General features: G+C 51.8%; 14 protein-coding genes. 5 read left to right on the forward strand and 9 right to left on the reverse strand.

From position 1 onward, the window contains the following. Positions 1 to 2: 2 nt before the first annotated feature. The 7 genes from ACO0K8_RS20870 to ACO0K8_RS20900 form a co-directional block, all read right to left on the reverse strand. Positions 3 to 1,067, reverse strand: coding sequence for a hypothetical protein (locus tag ACO0K8_RS20870; RefSeq protein WP_422948596.1), 1,065 nt, complete (start codon positions 1,065 to 1,067; stop codon positions 3 to 5). Between the two features lie 15 nt (positions 1,068 to 1,082). Further along, positions 1,083 to 1,577 (reverse strand): DUF4405 domain-containing protein, encoded by a 495-nt coding sequence (locus ACO0K8_RS20875; RefSeq protein ID WP_422948583.1) that lies wholly within the window; start codon positions 1,575 to 1,577, stop codon positions 1,083 to 1,085. A 21-nt stretch (positions 1,578 to 1,598) separates the two neighbouring features. Further along, positions 1,599 to 2,444, reverse strand: coding sequence for an FAD:protein FMN transferase (locus ACO0K8_RS20880; protein WP_422948584.1), 846 nt, complete (start codon positions 2,442 to 2,444; stop codon positions 1,599 to 1,601). Beyond that, on the reverse strand, positions 2,441 to 2,977 hold the full coding sequence (locus tag ACO0K8_RS20885) for an FMN-binding protein (protein ID WP_422948585.1): 537 nt from the start codon (positions 2,975 to 2,977) through the stop codon (positions 2,441 to 2,443). The genes ACO0K8_RS20880 and ACO0K8_RS20885 overlap by 4 nt, the downstream gene beginning before the upstream one ends. Before the next feature lie 8 nt (positions 2,978 to 2,985). Then, positions 2,986 to 4,293, reverse strand: a complete 1,308-nt coding sequence (locus ACO0K8_RS20890) for a hypothetical protein (protein ID WP_422948586.1) — start codon at positions 4,291 to 4,293, stop codon at positions 2,986 to 2,988. A 41-nt stretch (positions 4,294 to 4,334) separates the two neighbouring features. Beyond that, complete coding sequence (locus ACO0K8_RS20895; RefSeq protein ID WP_422948587.1) at positions 4,335 to 5,588, reverse strand: cytochrome-c peroxidase; 1,254 nt, start codon at positions 5,586 to 5,588, stop codon at positions 4,335 to 4,337. 326 nt (positions 5,589 to 5,914) lie between these two features. Next, a complete protein-coding gene (locus ACO0K8_RS20900; RefSeq protein ID WP_422948588.1) occupies positions 5,915 to 6,553 on the reverse strand; it encodes a protein phosphatase CheZ in 639 nt (212 codons plus the stop codon). Positions 6,554 to 6,839: 286 nt separating this feature from the next. Between ACO0K8_RS20900 and ACO0K8_RS20905 the strand changes: the two genes are divergently transcribed. Next, positions 6,840 to 7,898, forward strand: a complete 1,059-nt coding sequence (locus ACO0K8_RS20905) for a hypothetical protein (RefSeq protein ID WP_422948589.1) — start codon at positions 6,840 to 6,842, stop codon at positions 7,896 to 7,898. A gap of 168 nt (positions 7,899 to 8,066) precedes the next feature. After that, positions 8,067 to 9,332, forward strand: a complete 1,266-nt coding sequence (locus tag ACO0K8_RS20910) for a GGDEF domain-containing protein (RefSeq protein WP_422948590.1) — start codon at positions 8,067 to 8,069, stop codon at positions 9,330 to 9,332. On the opposite strand, the gene ACO0K8_RS20915 is transcribed toward ACO0K8_RS20910, so the two are convergent. Beyond that, positions 9,329 to 9,958: a GNAT family N-acetyltransferase gene (locus ACO0K8_RS20915; RefSeq protein WP_422948591.1), complete on the reverse strand. Its 630-nt coding sequence runs from the start codon at positions 9,956 to 9,958 to the stop codon at positions 9,329 to 9,331. The two genes, ACO0K8_RS20910 and ACO0K8_RS20915, sit on opposite strands and share 4 nt — an antisense overlap. Before the next feature lie 284 nt (positions 9,959 to 10,242). Between ACO0K8_RS20915 and ACO0K8_RS20920 the strand changes: the two genes are divergently transcribed. Further along, entirely contained in the window at positions 10,243 to 11,247 is a 1,005-nt protein-coding gene (locus ACO0K8_RS20920; RefSeq protein ID WP_422948592.1) for an HAD family hydrolase, read from the forward strand. 231 nt (positions 11,248 to 11,478) lie between these two features. After that, positions 11,479 to 11,718, forward strand: a complete 240-nt coding sequence (locus ACO0K8_RS20925; protein ID WP_422948593.1) for a hypothetical protein — start codon at positions 11,479 to 11,481, stop codon at positions 11,716 to 11,718. 117 nt (positions 11,719 to 11,835) lie between these two features. Here the strand turns inward: ACO0K8_RS20925 and ACO0K8_RS20930 are convergent, their stop codons facing one another. Beyond that, entirely contained in the window at positions 11,836 to 13,086 is a 1,251-nt protein-coding gene (locus ACO0K8_RS20930) for an anaerobic sulfatase maturase (protein ID WP_422948594.1), read from the reverse strand. 326 nt (positions 13,087 to 13,412) lie between these two features. On the opposite strand from ACO0K8_RS20930, the gene ACO0K8_RS20935 reads away from it, so the two are divergent. Beyond that, positions 13,413 to 14,912, forward strand: a complete 1,500-nt coding sequence (locus tag ACO0K8_RS20935) for an arylsulfatase (RefSeq protein ID WP_422948597.1) — start codon at positions 13,413 to 13,415, stop codon at positions 14,910 to 14,912. Positions 14,913 to 15,138: the final 226 nt, after the last annotated feature.

Here is a 15,138-nt window from a genome sequence, read left to right on the forward strand (position 1 = left end):
GTTTAATGCTGCGCGAGCAAACGCCCCTGTAACAACAAGCTCAGGGTGCGTAGCGCTAAAAATAGCACTAAGGCGCTGGCTAGCAAGACCGCTCCCGCCGCCACTTCAGACGGCCAGCCACCGCGCCGCACGGCTTCGGTGATACTGGAAGCAAGCGCCGCCACCGGAAACGAAAACGACCAGAAGCTGAATGAAAACGGGGTCTGAGTCCACCAGCGCCAGCGCGTCAAGACCGCAAACAGCGGGCCACTGGCAATGCCCAGTCCAATCAAAATAAAATCTGCCGACAGCGCTGGCCAGAGCGTCGCGACGGCCAGAGTACCGACCGCGGCGGGCGCGATTTCTATCCCCAGAGTCGGGCGTAAACCTATAGGCAAAGGGCCGGCAAACAGGCGATTTAAGATGCGCATTTCGAGCAGAGCCCAGCCGCCTAGCCCCATCCCCATGAGTAACATGGCAAAACCGGGTAAGTCTATGGCATACAAGGCCATGGCACCGACGAAACCACCCGGCACGATAGGCAGATACAGGACAGGACTGAGTAATTCGCCAGGCATCTGGCCAGTCGCCAGTTGCGCCACGATTTGCCAGGCAATCAGCGCCTGGAATAACAAACATAGCAACACCACCAGATTCACCGCGAATTGCCAATCCGGATGGCTAGGACGCAGCAGTACTACCGCTAACAGACAAGTGACCGGCATGAGCGCCAGCAAGGCGCCCTGTACCGGATGTTTGAACTCTTGCCGGAACACCTCCAAATGCAGACACAATTTAGCCAGCGACAATAGCAACAGCAGCACCAAAATACTCAGACCCAGGCATAACAGGCAGTAAGCGATGAGGGCGGCACTGCCCCAGCCTAAGCTGGTCAGTCGTTGCCAACTGCCAGATAAAGCGAGTAAGCCTAAGGGAATACTGAAAAGACCAGGATGCAAGCGTGCCAGCCAAGGTCGTACCAGTGTGGCGGTGGATATACTGGCGCTAGCAGCAGAATCAGACAAAGCTCGCACGTGTGGCTCAAAGGTCGGGGAGGATACGCCATGATGCGGTGCTGCGGCCGGCACTGGCAAGCTTAGTACTTAAAAATTGTGTCTAGTCTTGCGCCCCATCAAGATATGCAAAGTGAGCAGCAGTGGCAAGGCCAGACCAAGCACACTATGCGCGCCCGACCACCAGAGCCGGCTCTGTTCCGAGGCCAGATAATACAGGGCATAGCCGCTCACACTTAAGCTGGCAAAGAGCGCAATCATGCTCCAACCGGTGTTGCGATTGCGATGCGCTCTATGGGCACGCCGCATATGTAATTGCAGCAAGGCACCGAGCAAAAACAGGCATAGCATGGCCAGCGCACCATGCACTTGTATGGCGGGATGTTCCCAGGGATGCAGACTCTCGCCAAACTCGCTCACTTGGCGTAAAAAATAGCGCGCGATCAGCCACACGCCGCCGGAGACGGTCAAACCGCTCAGCACTGCATACAGCGCCCAGCGATGCCAGCGCTCCAGTCGAAAATGCTGACGATGCGCCGCGATCTGATGCGAGGGATGATGCAGGCTAGGTTTAGCGTGACGCATGGGCGAACTCTTCCGGCAAAATCAAGATGAAGCCGCAATTATAAAAGCATCGGCGCCAAAATAGGCCAAACTTGGATGTTGCGGGTCACCACTGGCCGCCACCACCTTGGTCAAGGCATCAGCCCAGACGCAATGCGGAGCACGCACACTGACGCTGCCGACAGTGATCAAAGGCGCGCCGGTCCAGCCATGCACTAAGGCACTGACCTGTTGCTCAGCGTGCATACGGGCCGAAAAATAACTGCCAGAAGTCGCCATCGCTTGATTTTTCAGCGCGATGTTCTTGATCATTTTTGTCGGTGCATGCGGATCGCGTATCCCTATCTGTATCGCTTCGTCACCGATCACGCGCAGATCGCCGCCGGCATTGACGCAGGCGTTTTGCACACCGGCTTGCTGCAAGGCGAGTATCGCCTGATCGACCGCATAGCCTTTCGCGATCCCGCCTAAGTCCAGCAAATCTTGCCGCAGTTTTTCTAACTGATTATTCGCCAGTAAGCGCCAGGCTTGCTGATTCGCCTGATACGCCAGCGCGGTCTGACTATCGAGCCGGCGCGGCAGATAATCCCAGGCGACTAAATTTCCCGCGACCCGGATATCAAACAAACCCTGGCTGACTTCGGCTACTCGCAGCGCTGCCTTAATCACCTGATAGGTATGCGGATGGATAGTCAGACGCGCGCCGACTGGCGCATCATTGATATGGGTAACATCGCTGTCTTGATACTGAAAACTCATCAACATATGGATCTGAGCTAGTACCGAAAACGCCGCCTGAAAAGCGCGGTTTAAGGCAGCCTCAGTTAAGTCATCGTCTATGCTGATTTCTACCAGCGTACCCAGCCAGGGTTGCGCTCGCCGTTTCATTTTTTTAGCGCCACCTGGGCAATCGCTGCAATACGCCGCACCCCATCCGTCACATGGCTACACGACAAGGTGGCACCGCTGATATTGGCGATGCCATCGCCCACGCTCAGACCAGCACCGGCGCTCTTGCCGACAAACTGCTTGCGCCAGTTAGCATTTTTTATTTCTATACCGTGGCTTTCTCTGTAAGTCAAAATCTCTACCTGACGCACGCTGGCGTCCGGCTGCAAGCCGACCGCATAAGAGATTAACTCGAATTTTCCGATCACATCATCGAGCACGATGTAACCCAAAAGTTTTTCGTCTTTGTAGGCCGCAATCACACGCCAGGCCACCGAACGCGCAGGCAAGCCCGCCAACTTTTCAACCTGATGCATTTGCTCTAGCGTCAGTTGCAAAGTACTGGCCTTAAATGCATTGGCCTCAGCAAAAATTACTTGCTGGGCCTGCTCTACGCTTAAATACTGGGTCGCGAAAGCGCTGCTGCTGGCCAGCGCCAGCATCGCAACAGTGGTCGTCGAATAGTGTTTCATAGCCAGGATTAGAACGAGTAACCGACGCCAAGATTAAATCTGTCCATGCCGCTATCGCGTTTAAATTTCTGGAAATCGGCTTTCAAGACTACGCCTTCACCGACTCTGAAACTGGCACCCAAGGTAGTGACTTTCTCGGCATCGCTAGCGGCTACGCCCAGACCTTGCGGTACCGCGCTATAACTGGCGGCGGTGTTAAATTCTTCGTAGCGCATAAATGGCGTGAGGCTGTAATCGGTATTGCTCCAAAGCTTGTAGGCGCCCTGCAGATACCAGCCGTAAAAAGCAGAAGGCACTGGGCTCGCCTGACCGACAAAAGTCAGATTCAGTGCTTCGGTATTGCTAATCGTGCCACGCGCATACAGCGCCGACAGGTCCCAGTTGCCCGGCGTGTAACGCGCATGCGCATCCCACAGCGTAACGCGGGCATCGTTGCCAGCAAAATCTGTCGTGCCGTGTCCAGCCTTGCCGCTAAACACGGAAGCGCCCAGCAATAAGCCAGGAATGCCGCGCCAGTTTAAGGCCCCATGTACGCTCAGATCACGCGATTTTGCCAATTGTCCTTCCTGGTGAATACTGCCTAGCGGTGACTCTTTGCCTTCCGCTTCGGCGGCATTCCATTTGCTCAGATCAAAACCTGTGGTCAGACCTGCATCCCAGCTGAGCCCGTTGTCGTAATTACCGGATACCCCAAAACCGGCTTCGCGCCAGGTCGTCGGGATGATAGAGGTTTCGACAAAATTGCGCTGTACGCCAAAATACGCGGTTGGTTCGTGGCTGGTGTTGAGCAAACCTACCGGCATCAGGAACAGACCGGCCTTGGCGCGCAAACCATTCTCAAATTCACGTTCTACATACAATTGTTCGACTTCGACTTCGCCATTGTCGTCTTTAGACGCGATCGCATGTTCCCACTCAAACTCAGCGACCATCTTGGTTTTGCTATCGAAACGATGGCTGATACCAATCACGGCGCGCGCTACATCGGTCTGAGCCTGATTACTCGCCTCGCGTGGACGCGTGTAAGCGATCTCGCCGTAACTACTGATGATGGTAGCCGCTGCAGCCTGCGCGGGTATTGCGTTTGCCGATGCTGCATTGTTGCTGGCAACGGTGCTCGCCAACACCTCTTGTTTTTGCTCGACTTTGGCGGTTTGCTGACGATTTGCTGCCAGTTCGGCCTTGATGGATTCTAATTCAGCGGCCAGTTTTTCGATTTTTTGCAATAACTCAGCCTCACCCGCAAACGCAGGTAAGACCAAAGAAGTACTTAAAAAAGAGGCGCACAGCGCTTGTGCTAAGAGAGTTTTTTTCATGATGATGGTTCGCCTAAGCTAAAAGATATATGTGTAGAGATTTAATTTTTGTAGCCGTCGTTCAGGGTGCCGAGAAACTTCACCACGTCCTCGACTTCTGCCGGGCTTAATGCGGCCGCCATGCCTGGCTGGCGGTTGTACGGCACTTCAGTGGTATTCACATTCTTAGCGTAGGCCAAAGGCAAGTCATTGAACTTGCTGACGCTGCCGTCGCTGGCAGTCGGATACCATTCTTCAGGATTAGTGTCGCGCCGCACATAAAAACTCACCGCATCCTTCAAACTAGTGAAACGGCCGTTGTGAAAAAACACTTTGCGGGTTGCGACATTGCGCAAGGTCGGCACTTTAAAGGCACCGCAGAGCTCAGTGCGGGTCGTCAAATCAGTCCGATCCGGGCCGCACAGACCTAGGTCAAAATAGGCCGGATCGGCAGTCGCAGGAATCGCAAAATTCCGCGGCACGCCCAGATTATCGTAAGTAAAATCGGTGAATAAAGGCGAGGAACCGTCACTCCCTTTAGCACTGGCGTGGCAGCCTATGCAATTACCCTTAGTGGGGTTATTGAACAAGGCCAGACCGCGTAATTCGGCCGCATCGAGCATGGCTTTGCCGGCTAAAAATTGGTCGTATTTAGAATCGTAAGGATGAAATTCCGGGTCCTCTTTCTGGTATTGCTGCAAAGAGAACTGCACCCTATCGAAGGCGCTATCGGCATTATCAAAAATCGCAGCACCAAAAACTTTTTGAAACTCCAGGGCATACCCGGTGCGGCGCAATTTAGCGACCACGTCAGCCCTGTCAAGATTGGCCATCTCATGCGGAGCTAAAAATGGGCGTTCGGCCTGAATCGCCAGAGTTTGGGCGCGGCCATCATGGGTAAAGCCGCCGGTAGGCGTGCCATCCGCGGCGAATGCAAAACCGGGCGTCAGATTTAAGTAACGTAAAGAAGGCACCGCGCGAAAGCCCGGCACATCAAGATTCGCGCCGCCCAATTGCACACTCAGATTATTTGTTGGGGCATGCGCATTGGCCGGATTATGACAAGTCGCGCAAGACATTTTGCCTGAAGCGGAAAGGCTGACATCCTTAAAGATTTTTTCACCCAGGGCGGCCGGCGCGCTGAGCTGCTCCTCGGCTGGCGGCGTCACAATCGCACCGGGCGTGGCGGGAGCGCTGGAGCCGCCACCGCAGGCGCTGAGCATTACGCTCAAGACGGCGCTCAATAGCAGCGAGGATTTTTGCGACAAGGGGGGCCGGGCAGTCGTTAACTCCGCCAATACTTTGATGAAACGCATAATAATTTCCGTTGTGATGCGCCAAGTTTTGGTCAACATCATTGAATGTCATTCAAATACAAATGAGAATGATTGTTATTATATTGTAGAAGGAAGCTTGCGATCAAGAACTAAGCGCAGTGTCCTATTGAGCAAGGACAAGAAACAAGCTTCGAATTTATAGCTTTTGCGGCGAGTAGTAAATCGCCTGGGGTGGACTGAGGTCGGGCTAGCGTTAAAATAAAAAAGCCCGTTACTCTAGCAACGGGCTTTTTGGTAAGCAAATTAGTAGCAGCCTACTTAGTGTAATTTTCGCTGTAATTTTCGATACAATTCTCGGTGCAATATCAGAAACCCAAATCTGCCAACAGATCATCAACATTCTCTTGATCCATCAAGACACCACCCACCGCACCTGGCCCAGCCAGCATTTCTTCTTGCTTGATCGAGCTGATCATGCCGGCCGGTGCACCGCTGACCAAAAGTTGTAGCAGATCGGTTTCGGTGCGCGCCAGTAGCGACACCACTTTTTTGATCAACTGCCCGGTCAGATCCTGAAAATCCTGCGCCATCATGATGTCAGACAAAACTTGCTGCATCAGATCGCCACTGTTATGCGTGAAGCTGATGAATTCTTTGGTTTTCCTGCCAAGCGCGAGTAATTCTTCCTTACTCAGACTTTCTAACTCTTGTGCATTCCACAGGCGCTCCATCTCGGCCGCACCGTCTGAAATTTTCTTTTGTATCGGCAAGGTTTCTTCGACTTTTCCCAAGACCGTGTTGGCCGCGTTTTCTGTCAAAGTAGCCACATGGTGCAGTCGCTCACGAGCAGAAGGGAACTCATTGCTGGCCTCAGCGACAATACCGTCGGCTCCCACCGTGGTCAGGGCATCGTACAAGGCGCGTACCACATGGCCTAAACCTTTGAACATCAAGTCGGGATTATCGACTGCCGCGGTATTGACTGCTGTAGCTGCATCGCTCATAGCTGCGCTCTCTATTTGATGGCGGGATGACAAACTGTCTAGAACTGCAAGATAACGTATTCTGCACCGAAAACGAAGAAAAATATCAGTATTCTTTGTATGCAATTCTAGAAATTATTTTCGCGCTTTGCCGAAATACTAGCAAAAGTACGTAACTCCTTCGACAGCGAGCCGATTATCTTGGATAATGCCGCGATACGCGCACTCAATTTTAGTCCTAAGAGTATCAGAAATTCCAGCGCAAACAACAAGTCACTTGTCGCAACCACCCACCCAGAAAGCCATCATGCCTACTCTAGCCAGCCCCCCAGAACCGGTACAAGCCAAACAACTCAAGCGCAAACAATTTGCCAGCAACGGTGATGTGCATATCCTTGGCGATGTGCAGATTACCACTCAGATGCTAGTCGGTGGCGATTTGCTGGTAGACGGCGATCTGCAGGCAGAAGAAGTATTTTGTCTGGGTAAGCTGACAGTCACCGGGAATATCCAGGTGCAATCTCTGTATGTAGGCCAGGCCTTGGATTGCGGTGGCGATATCGAGGTCGAGTTTTTACTCAAGACCGGCTGCAGCGCCGACTGGATGGCACGCATGCTGGAACTCGATCAAGCCAAGCCGGCCAAAGACGGCAGCCCCTACATGGATAAACTGGTCCATCCGGCGATTTTGCAACGCAATAGCCATCAAGAAGTGTTCGGCGGCTATGGTGATATTCAGGCGCTCGGCTATCTGGCCTGCGATGTCCTCGATTGCCACGGCGATGTGCAACTCGATGGCGTATTTGATGTAGTAGAAGTGCAATACCTGGGCGGCCATCTGACAGCGAGCGAGATAGAAGTGGCAGGCGACTGCAATTGCAAGGGCGAAATGTTCAGCGAAACCGATATCACGGTAGCCGGCAGCCTGTTTGCCGCGACCGTGACTAGCGAAGGCAATCTCGACTGCGGCGCGCTACATAGCCTTGGCGACATCAGTTGCTGGGGTTATTTACGCGCCAGCGAAGAAATCAGCAGCTTAAACGGCGAAATCCACTGTGGTCGCTGGATCGCCACCAAGGGCAGCATTTTTGCCGCCAAATACATCAAGGCTGGCGAGTCTGTGGTGGCTGAAAAAGGCATTAGTTGCGGTGACGACTACGGCATTCTGGCCGCCACCAGCTTGCGCCGCTCACGCTGGGAAAAGCTAGGTATGGTGTCGGCCCCCAAGCAACCAGATCATCTGTTGTCGGGCAAGTTTGTCGCCGGAAAAAAACGCAGCCACGTCGATGCATTGGAGAAAAAACGTGACTGGGAACTCGATTGGGAAATCCCACGCCGTCTAAAACGCGAAGCCGAACTCGGCTAAGCAGGCCAATCACATGGCTAAGGGGCGAGTCTGAGAATCGCCTTTTTTTTTTGCAAAACGATGTGAGGCAGTTAGCCGGAACGGCTTCTGGTGAAAGATACTTTGTTTTTTTGACATTTACTGTCACTATTGGGACTTACGCAGGCCAAACCCAAGCAAAGGCTGACCATGCCCAGCTATCTTGATACTGCCAAACACTGGCGACGCAGAACACGAAGACAAAATAAAGTGGTACAGGCCGAAGCGACGCTGGAGACCTTGCGCCGCTTTCGCAATATCTCCCCTTTATTACTACTCATCAATGTCGTCTATATTTTGGCCTTCTGGCTGTTTGGTTGGGACGTAGAGGCAGGCTTTCTTGCACCGCATACGATAGCCATCATCCAGATCCACAGTGTGATGGTCTTGTGCAATCTCGCACTAGGCGCGCTCAGTCATCTTATTTATCGTCGGGCCGCCCTAGCCGCGGTCTACAAAATCTACGCGAGCCTATTGCAAATACTGATTTGCGTCAGCTATCTGCTGTTTGCGATCCGCTTAGCGGTCGTGGATCAAATGCTTGCCACTGACATTACCTCGTTTGTATTGATATGCCTGCTGGTAAGCATGTTGTCACTGATGACCCCAAGCAAAAATATCGTGCTGTTCGCGCTGGCCTATCTGCTCTATTTTTTCAGCATCGCCAGCTATCAAGAGGTGCCCGAAATTTTGTTTAGATTGCGCGGCAACGGCCGCAATGTCTTGCTCATGTGTACGGTAGTGTCCATCATCGTCTGGCGTCAGTATCGTGAGTCCATCATATTGAAACGCGAAATCCTGCACGCACACCGGGCACTGGCACGCAAACAAATTGAGTTGGAGTTTCTGGCCACACATGATCCGCTCACCGAGCTGTACAACCGGCGCGAATTCATGCGCCTGGCCGAGATGGAATTAGCCCGGGCACGCCGTTTCCCTAGCCCGACCCATATCATCATCGTTGATCTCGACCATTTCAAATCCATCAACGATAACTACGGCCACCCGCAAGGCGACGTGGTGTTGAAAAAAATCGCTCACCTGCTTAACATCAGCGTGCGAGAAACCGATGTGGTGGCACGCCTGGGTGGCGAAGAATTTATTATATTTTTACCAGAAACCGCGCAAACAGATGCCTGCGCGGTGGCAGAAAAATTGCGCAAATTGATAGTGCTAGAAAATTTTCAAGTGGGAGAAAAATTAGTCCCGCTACGCGCCAGTTTTGGCGTCAGTGGCTTGCAAGCCGGGCAATCCACGACACTAGATAACTTATACCTGGCGGCCGACCAAGCCCTGTATCAAGCCAAACAAACTGGTCGCAACCGTGTCAACTACGCAGCCCCTGGATTAGTCGCAAGCCCTGCGCCGCTCAGCTTACGCAGCAAGGCTGGCGACACGGACGACACTACGGATTAAACTCTGGCCTGCCATTCACTCGCCAGCAAACCATACATGGCAGAATCAGATTTTATGCCACCGACTATCCAGCGTTCACGCAATAAACCTTCTAGCGCAAAACCCATGCGTGTCAACACTTTGGCCGAAGCCAGATTGCCGGGATCGATATCGGCCTCGATACGATTCAAGGCTAAATCTTTAAAGCCATACGCCAGCAAGACCTGCATGGTTTCCTGCATATAGCCCTGGCCCCAGGCCTCAAACGCCAGACCATAACCGACTTCGCCGCGCCGGCATTGCTGATCCAGATGAAACAGATCGCAAGTGCCGAGCAGCTGATTATCTTCACTGCGAAAGATACCAAAACCGATACTGGTTCCAGCCGCCATACCGGCACGGTTGCGATTGATTTTTTCCTCGGCGCTGACGATACTGGTCCAGGCCGGCGAACTCCAGAACTGCATGATGCGCGGATCGGAGTAAATCGCAAAAAGGGCGCTGGCGTCCTCATCCAGCAAAGGGCGCAAAGTGAGGCGGCTAGTGGTAAGACGGATATCATCAAAAGCAGACATAGAAAAGACCGGATGAAAGATAGAAGTTTGCCAGTCTAACAGCCCGGTGTGCAGCACGTATAGTTTAGGCATGTTTAGGTACGATTAAGCAGCAAGCAGCCAGCGCGCATATTCCATACGGCTTTCCAGCCACCCTGCCCGCTCACGCAGTGCGCATGCGGCTTACCTGCCTGCCTGCCCGCAAACCCGCATGGGATATGCGCGAGCGACAAGGTGAAACGCGCCATCAATGTATCAATGTGAAGACATGTTCATGTAAAATTATTAATCATCCAACGATCAAGCGATTTACTGGCCTTAACTTAACGCGCGCACGCCCTCATCGGTAGCGCAAAGCTCAACCATTAAAGGGGTAAATGAACATGAAACACCGCATACAAAAATTAACTAGCTTAGTGTTGATGCTCAGTTTTTCAGCACTGGCGGCCGCCCAAAACACCGATGCACTGCCCTCATGGAATGAAGGTAAAGCCAAACAATCCATCGTCGATTTCGTGGCAACGGTGACCAAGCCTGGCACTGCTGGCTTTGTCGCCCCTGCCGAAAGGATTGCCACCTTCGATAACGACGGTACCTTATGGGCTGAGCAACCCATGTATTTTCAAGCCTTCTTTGTGTTTGATCGCATCAAGACACTGGCACCGCAACACCCCGAATGGCAAACCCAGGAGCCGTTTGCTTCGGTTTTGAAAGGCGACCTGAAATCGGCGCTGGCTGGCGGCGAGCGTGCTTTGCTACAGATGGTCATGGCGACGCATGCGGGCATGACGAATGAAGAATTCGAGAGCCTGGTCAAGACATGGATAGAGACGGCCCGACATCCTATCAGCCAACGCCCTTACACCGAAATGGTGTATCAACCCATGCTGGAGTTGCTTAGCTACTTGCGGGCCAATGGCTTTAAAACCTACATCGTCTCTGGTGGCGGTATCGAGTTCATGCGGCCCTGGACAGAAAAGGTCTACGGCATCCCGCCAGAACAGGTGATCGGTAGCAGCGGTAAGCTCAAATTTGAAATGCGCACTAACGGGCCGGTATTGGTGAAACTTCCAGAGGTCGATTTCATCGACGACAAAGAGGGCAAACCAGTGGCGATTGCCAAACACATAGGTCGCCGCCCTATCGCGGCCTTTGGCAATTCAGATGGCGATCTGCAAATGCTGCAATGGACAGTCGCCGGATCTGGGCCGCGCTTAGCACTCTACCTCCACCATACCGATGCCGAGCGCGAATTTGCCTATGACAGAAAATCGAGCATAGGTCGCCTGGACCAGGGTTTAGACCAAGCACTGGCCAAAGGCTGGACCGTAGTCGACATGAAGCAAGACTGGAAAACCATCTACCCGGCCACCAAAAAATAGACGCAAGATTGTCCGCGAGATAGCAACATATGGTGGAAAAGCCCTCGCTATTGTTAATCTATCTCAAGCTATTTGGATAAAAAATAAAACAATATGCAAATATTCTAGATTACATTTTTTCCGTTAATGAAGAGGAATGCCATGCCAAACTCGGCCTGATGTACAGCCTCACTGGGTCTGGCCTACACCAGTGCCACCAAATACCATTTTCAGATCGATAGCAGCGCCCAATTGACGGTCAATCTGCCCAACCCGATTCCGGGTTTGCCAGATATCACTGTCAGCAAGACCGTCACTTTACCGATCGCGGCGATGGTGAACGCACCGAATCAAGTTAACAAAGCTAGCATCGGTGTCGCGTTCGAATACATCACAATGGAGAGTTCAAAAGTACCGAGCGAGCTATTTAGCGGTGGCTATGAGAAACCTAAAATGTACTTTTTGACGGTGAATTACAGTCATCGTTTTTGAACTAGCTGGATATTTGCCGAAATAATCAGCGAATACTGGGCAGGATAAAAAAGAGGGGAGATAAGCCAAGCCTCATCTCCCCTTTTTTTACTGCAATTGCATTGAATATTTGAGCGGCTACAGCAAATTCAATTTACGTAAAATCTTCACCATGTCAGGGTCGATATGTTTGTAAAACGCATACAGGCCAGAGCACAGATAATTTAAGCCAGGCTCGCCGTCTTTGCTGCGTATCAGACGGTTCTTCGGGCACTCGCCCCAGCACAGTTTCAGATAGTCGCAGTCGCCACATTGCTTAGGCAGAGTGTTGCGCTTATCCATGCCGAATTTTTCCTGCACGGCAGAAAACGCCAGATCGCCCAGATGGGACTCATTGACGTTACCGATCTTATATTCAGGATAGACAAAATGGTCGCAAGAGAACACATCGCCATCGTGCTCTACCACCACACCCTTGCCGCAGAATTCGCTCTGGGTGCAGGTTTGCGCTGGCATACCGGCCGCTTGCGCCACTGCGGTCTCGAACAAATTGACGTGGATGCGGCCAAAATCGGTAGCCAGCCATTCGTCCCATACCGCCGACAAAAAACTACCATAATCATCAGGATCAACCGACCAGTCAGTCACCACCGACAAAGGGTGACCAGGGCGGGCGCGTGAGCTGTCTTGCTTGGGGGCGTCGCTGCGATCAAGTTTGCCCGGTGCTGCCTGTTTAAACACACGTGGCTCCACCGCCGGGGTGAACTGTATGCGCCAGGTGCCGATCTCATCTGCCAGAAAACGGTACACCTCTTTCGGGTGGCGGGCATTGGTCCGGTTCACCACGCACAGCGCCGCAAAAGGGACTTCGGCAGCCACCAATTTTTTTGCGGCAGCCAATACAAAATCAAAGGTGTCTTTACCGTTGCGTGTCTTGCGGTAAGTGTTATGCAGTGCGGCCGGGCCATCCACCGAGAGGCCGACCATAAAGTTATGCTGCTTTAAAAACGCCACCCATTCATCATCGAGCGCGATGCCATTGGTTTGCAAATCGTTTTCAATTTTTTGGCCCGGTTTGGCGTATTTGGCCTGCAGCTCCACCACTCTTTCAAAAAACGCCAAGCCCATCAAAGTAGGCTCGCCGCCCTGCCAAGAAAAAACCACATGGTCGCCAGTCTGGCCCTCTATGTATTGGCGGATATGCTGCTCTAGCGTTTCGTCGCTCATACGCGCATGCGGCTGGTGATCGAGCAACTCGGTCTTGTGCAGGTAGAAGCAATAATCGCAATCGATATTACATTCCGCCCCGCTAGGTTTGATCATGGCATGGAAACGATACGCCTGACCTTGTGGCAGTGCGGGCAATTGCAGAACAGGTGCTGTGTTCATGTAAACATTTCCAATGTTAGTGAGGTAAAAACAAATGGTTTTTTAGCGCGTGTCATACAGAAGACACGCAGACGACATACAGTATCGATAAAACTGTTCTTATTTGTCCACAATATAACAAAATTAGCTTCAAAAACACCAGCTTTATTGATGTAGCTCAGCAATCTTCATGCTTAATAAATTGTACATGCCTTTATAATTATTCTGGCATCACTCTAGCTTTTTTAACAGGCTAAAAAGAAATGCCTCACTCACCTCACCGGAGAAATCAGATGAAGTTATTTTCAAAGAAAAAAAATATCTTAGGCGGCCTCGTACTGTCTACGATGATGTCAGCCACGGTCGCCACGGCCGCAACGCAACCGAATATCGTCGTCATTTGGGGTGACGATATTGGTATTTCCAACATTTCGGCATATTCGGATGGTTTGATGGGCTATAGAACGCCGAATATCGACCGCGTAGCCAAAGAAGGCATGCGCTTTACCGATTATTACGCCGAACAAAGCTCTACCGCTGGTCGTTCTACCTTCATTACCGGTCAAGCCGTGGTGCGTACCGGTCTGTCTAAGGTCGGCTTGCCTGGTGCTGAGCTGGGACTGAAAGCCAAAGATATCACGCTGGCCGAAGTTTTAAAATCCAAGGGCTATAGCACTGGCCAATTTGGTAAAAACCATCTCGGCGACCGCGATGAACATCTGCCTTGCGCACATGGCTTTGATGAATTCTTCGGTAATCTGTATCACCTGAATGCGGAAGAAGAACCTGAAAACCGTGATTACCCAAAAGATCCTGAGTTTAGAAAAAAATACGGCCCGCGTGGCGTACTTAAATGTACCGCTGGCGGCAAGATAGAAAACACCGGCCCGCTGACCAAGAAGCGCATGGAAACCATGGATGACGAAATCGTCGCTGGCGCCAATGATTTTATCGCCCGCCAAGCCAAGAGCGGCAAGCCCTTCTTCACTTGGGTTAACACTACCGGCATGCATTTCCGTACCCATAACCGTGCAGAAATCGAGGGGCAGGCAGGCAAATGGTTAGGTGAATATGCCGATGGCATGGTAGAGCACGACAAACGTGTAGGCCGCGTGCTAAAACAGATCGATGATCTGGGTCTAGCGGACAACACCATCGTGATCTATGCCACCGATAACGGTGTGCATATGAACTCATGGCCAGATGCCGGTATGACGCCTTTCCGCTCCGAGAAAAACACCAACTGGGAAGGTGCGTATCGCGTCCCTGCCATGATACGCTGGCCTGGTCACATCAAAGCTGGCACCGTATCCAACGGTATCTTCTCAGGCCTGGACTGGATGCCAACGCTGGCAGCAGCGGCGGGCGATGACAAGATCAAAGAAAATCTGGCCAAAGGTACGACAGTCGGCGGCAAGAGCTATAAAGTACATCTGGATGGCTACAATCAAATCGATTACCTGACCGGTAAATCCGACAAGAGCGCGCGTAACGAGTTCTTCTATTTCAATGATGATGGTGCCATGGTGGGCATGCGTTATGACAACTGGAAATTCGTTTTTGAAGAACAAGAATCTAAAGGGACCTTACGTGTGTGGGCACAACCGTTCACTAAATTGCGGGTACCGAAAATCTTCAATCTTCGCCTAGATCCTTTTGAAAGAGCCGATATCACATCCAACACTTATTATGACTGGCTGCTGGATCGCGCTTTCATGCTAGTACCAGCGCAAGCAGAAGTGATGAAGTTCTACATGACTTTCAAAGACTTCCCGCCTAGCCAAAAGGCAGCGAGCTTCTCGATAGATCAGATCATGGATCAAATGAACAAGCCTGCCGCGCAGTAAAACCTGAAAACGGTTTAACCAAAAAGCCCCAGTTTTTGCTGGGGCTTTTTTCATTAACGGCTAACTAAAAATTTTAATACCGGCCCGCTCGCGCAGTGCCCATGCGGGTTTTATATGAACACCTTCCATTTGCCAAGATATTTTTTATGTTTTATTAAATAGGTAAAGCTGCAGTTTTATATCCGGCCTTAGAGCAGAGAAATACCCTGCGGGCCCTGATGGAATC

The organism is Undibacterium sp. Ren11W (genome assembly GCF_049340485.1).
Taxonomy (GTDB): domain Bacteria; phylum Pseudomonadota; class Gammaproteobacteria; order Burkholderiales; family Burkholderiaceae_D; genus Undibacterium.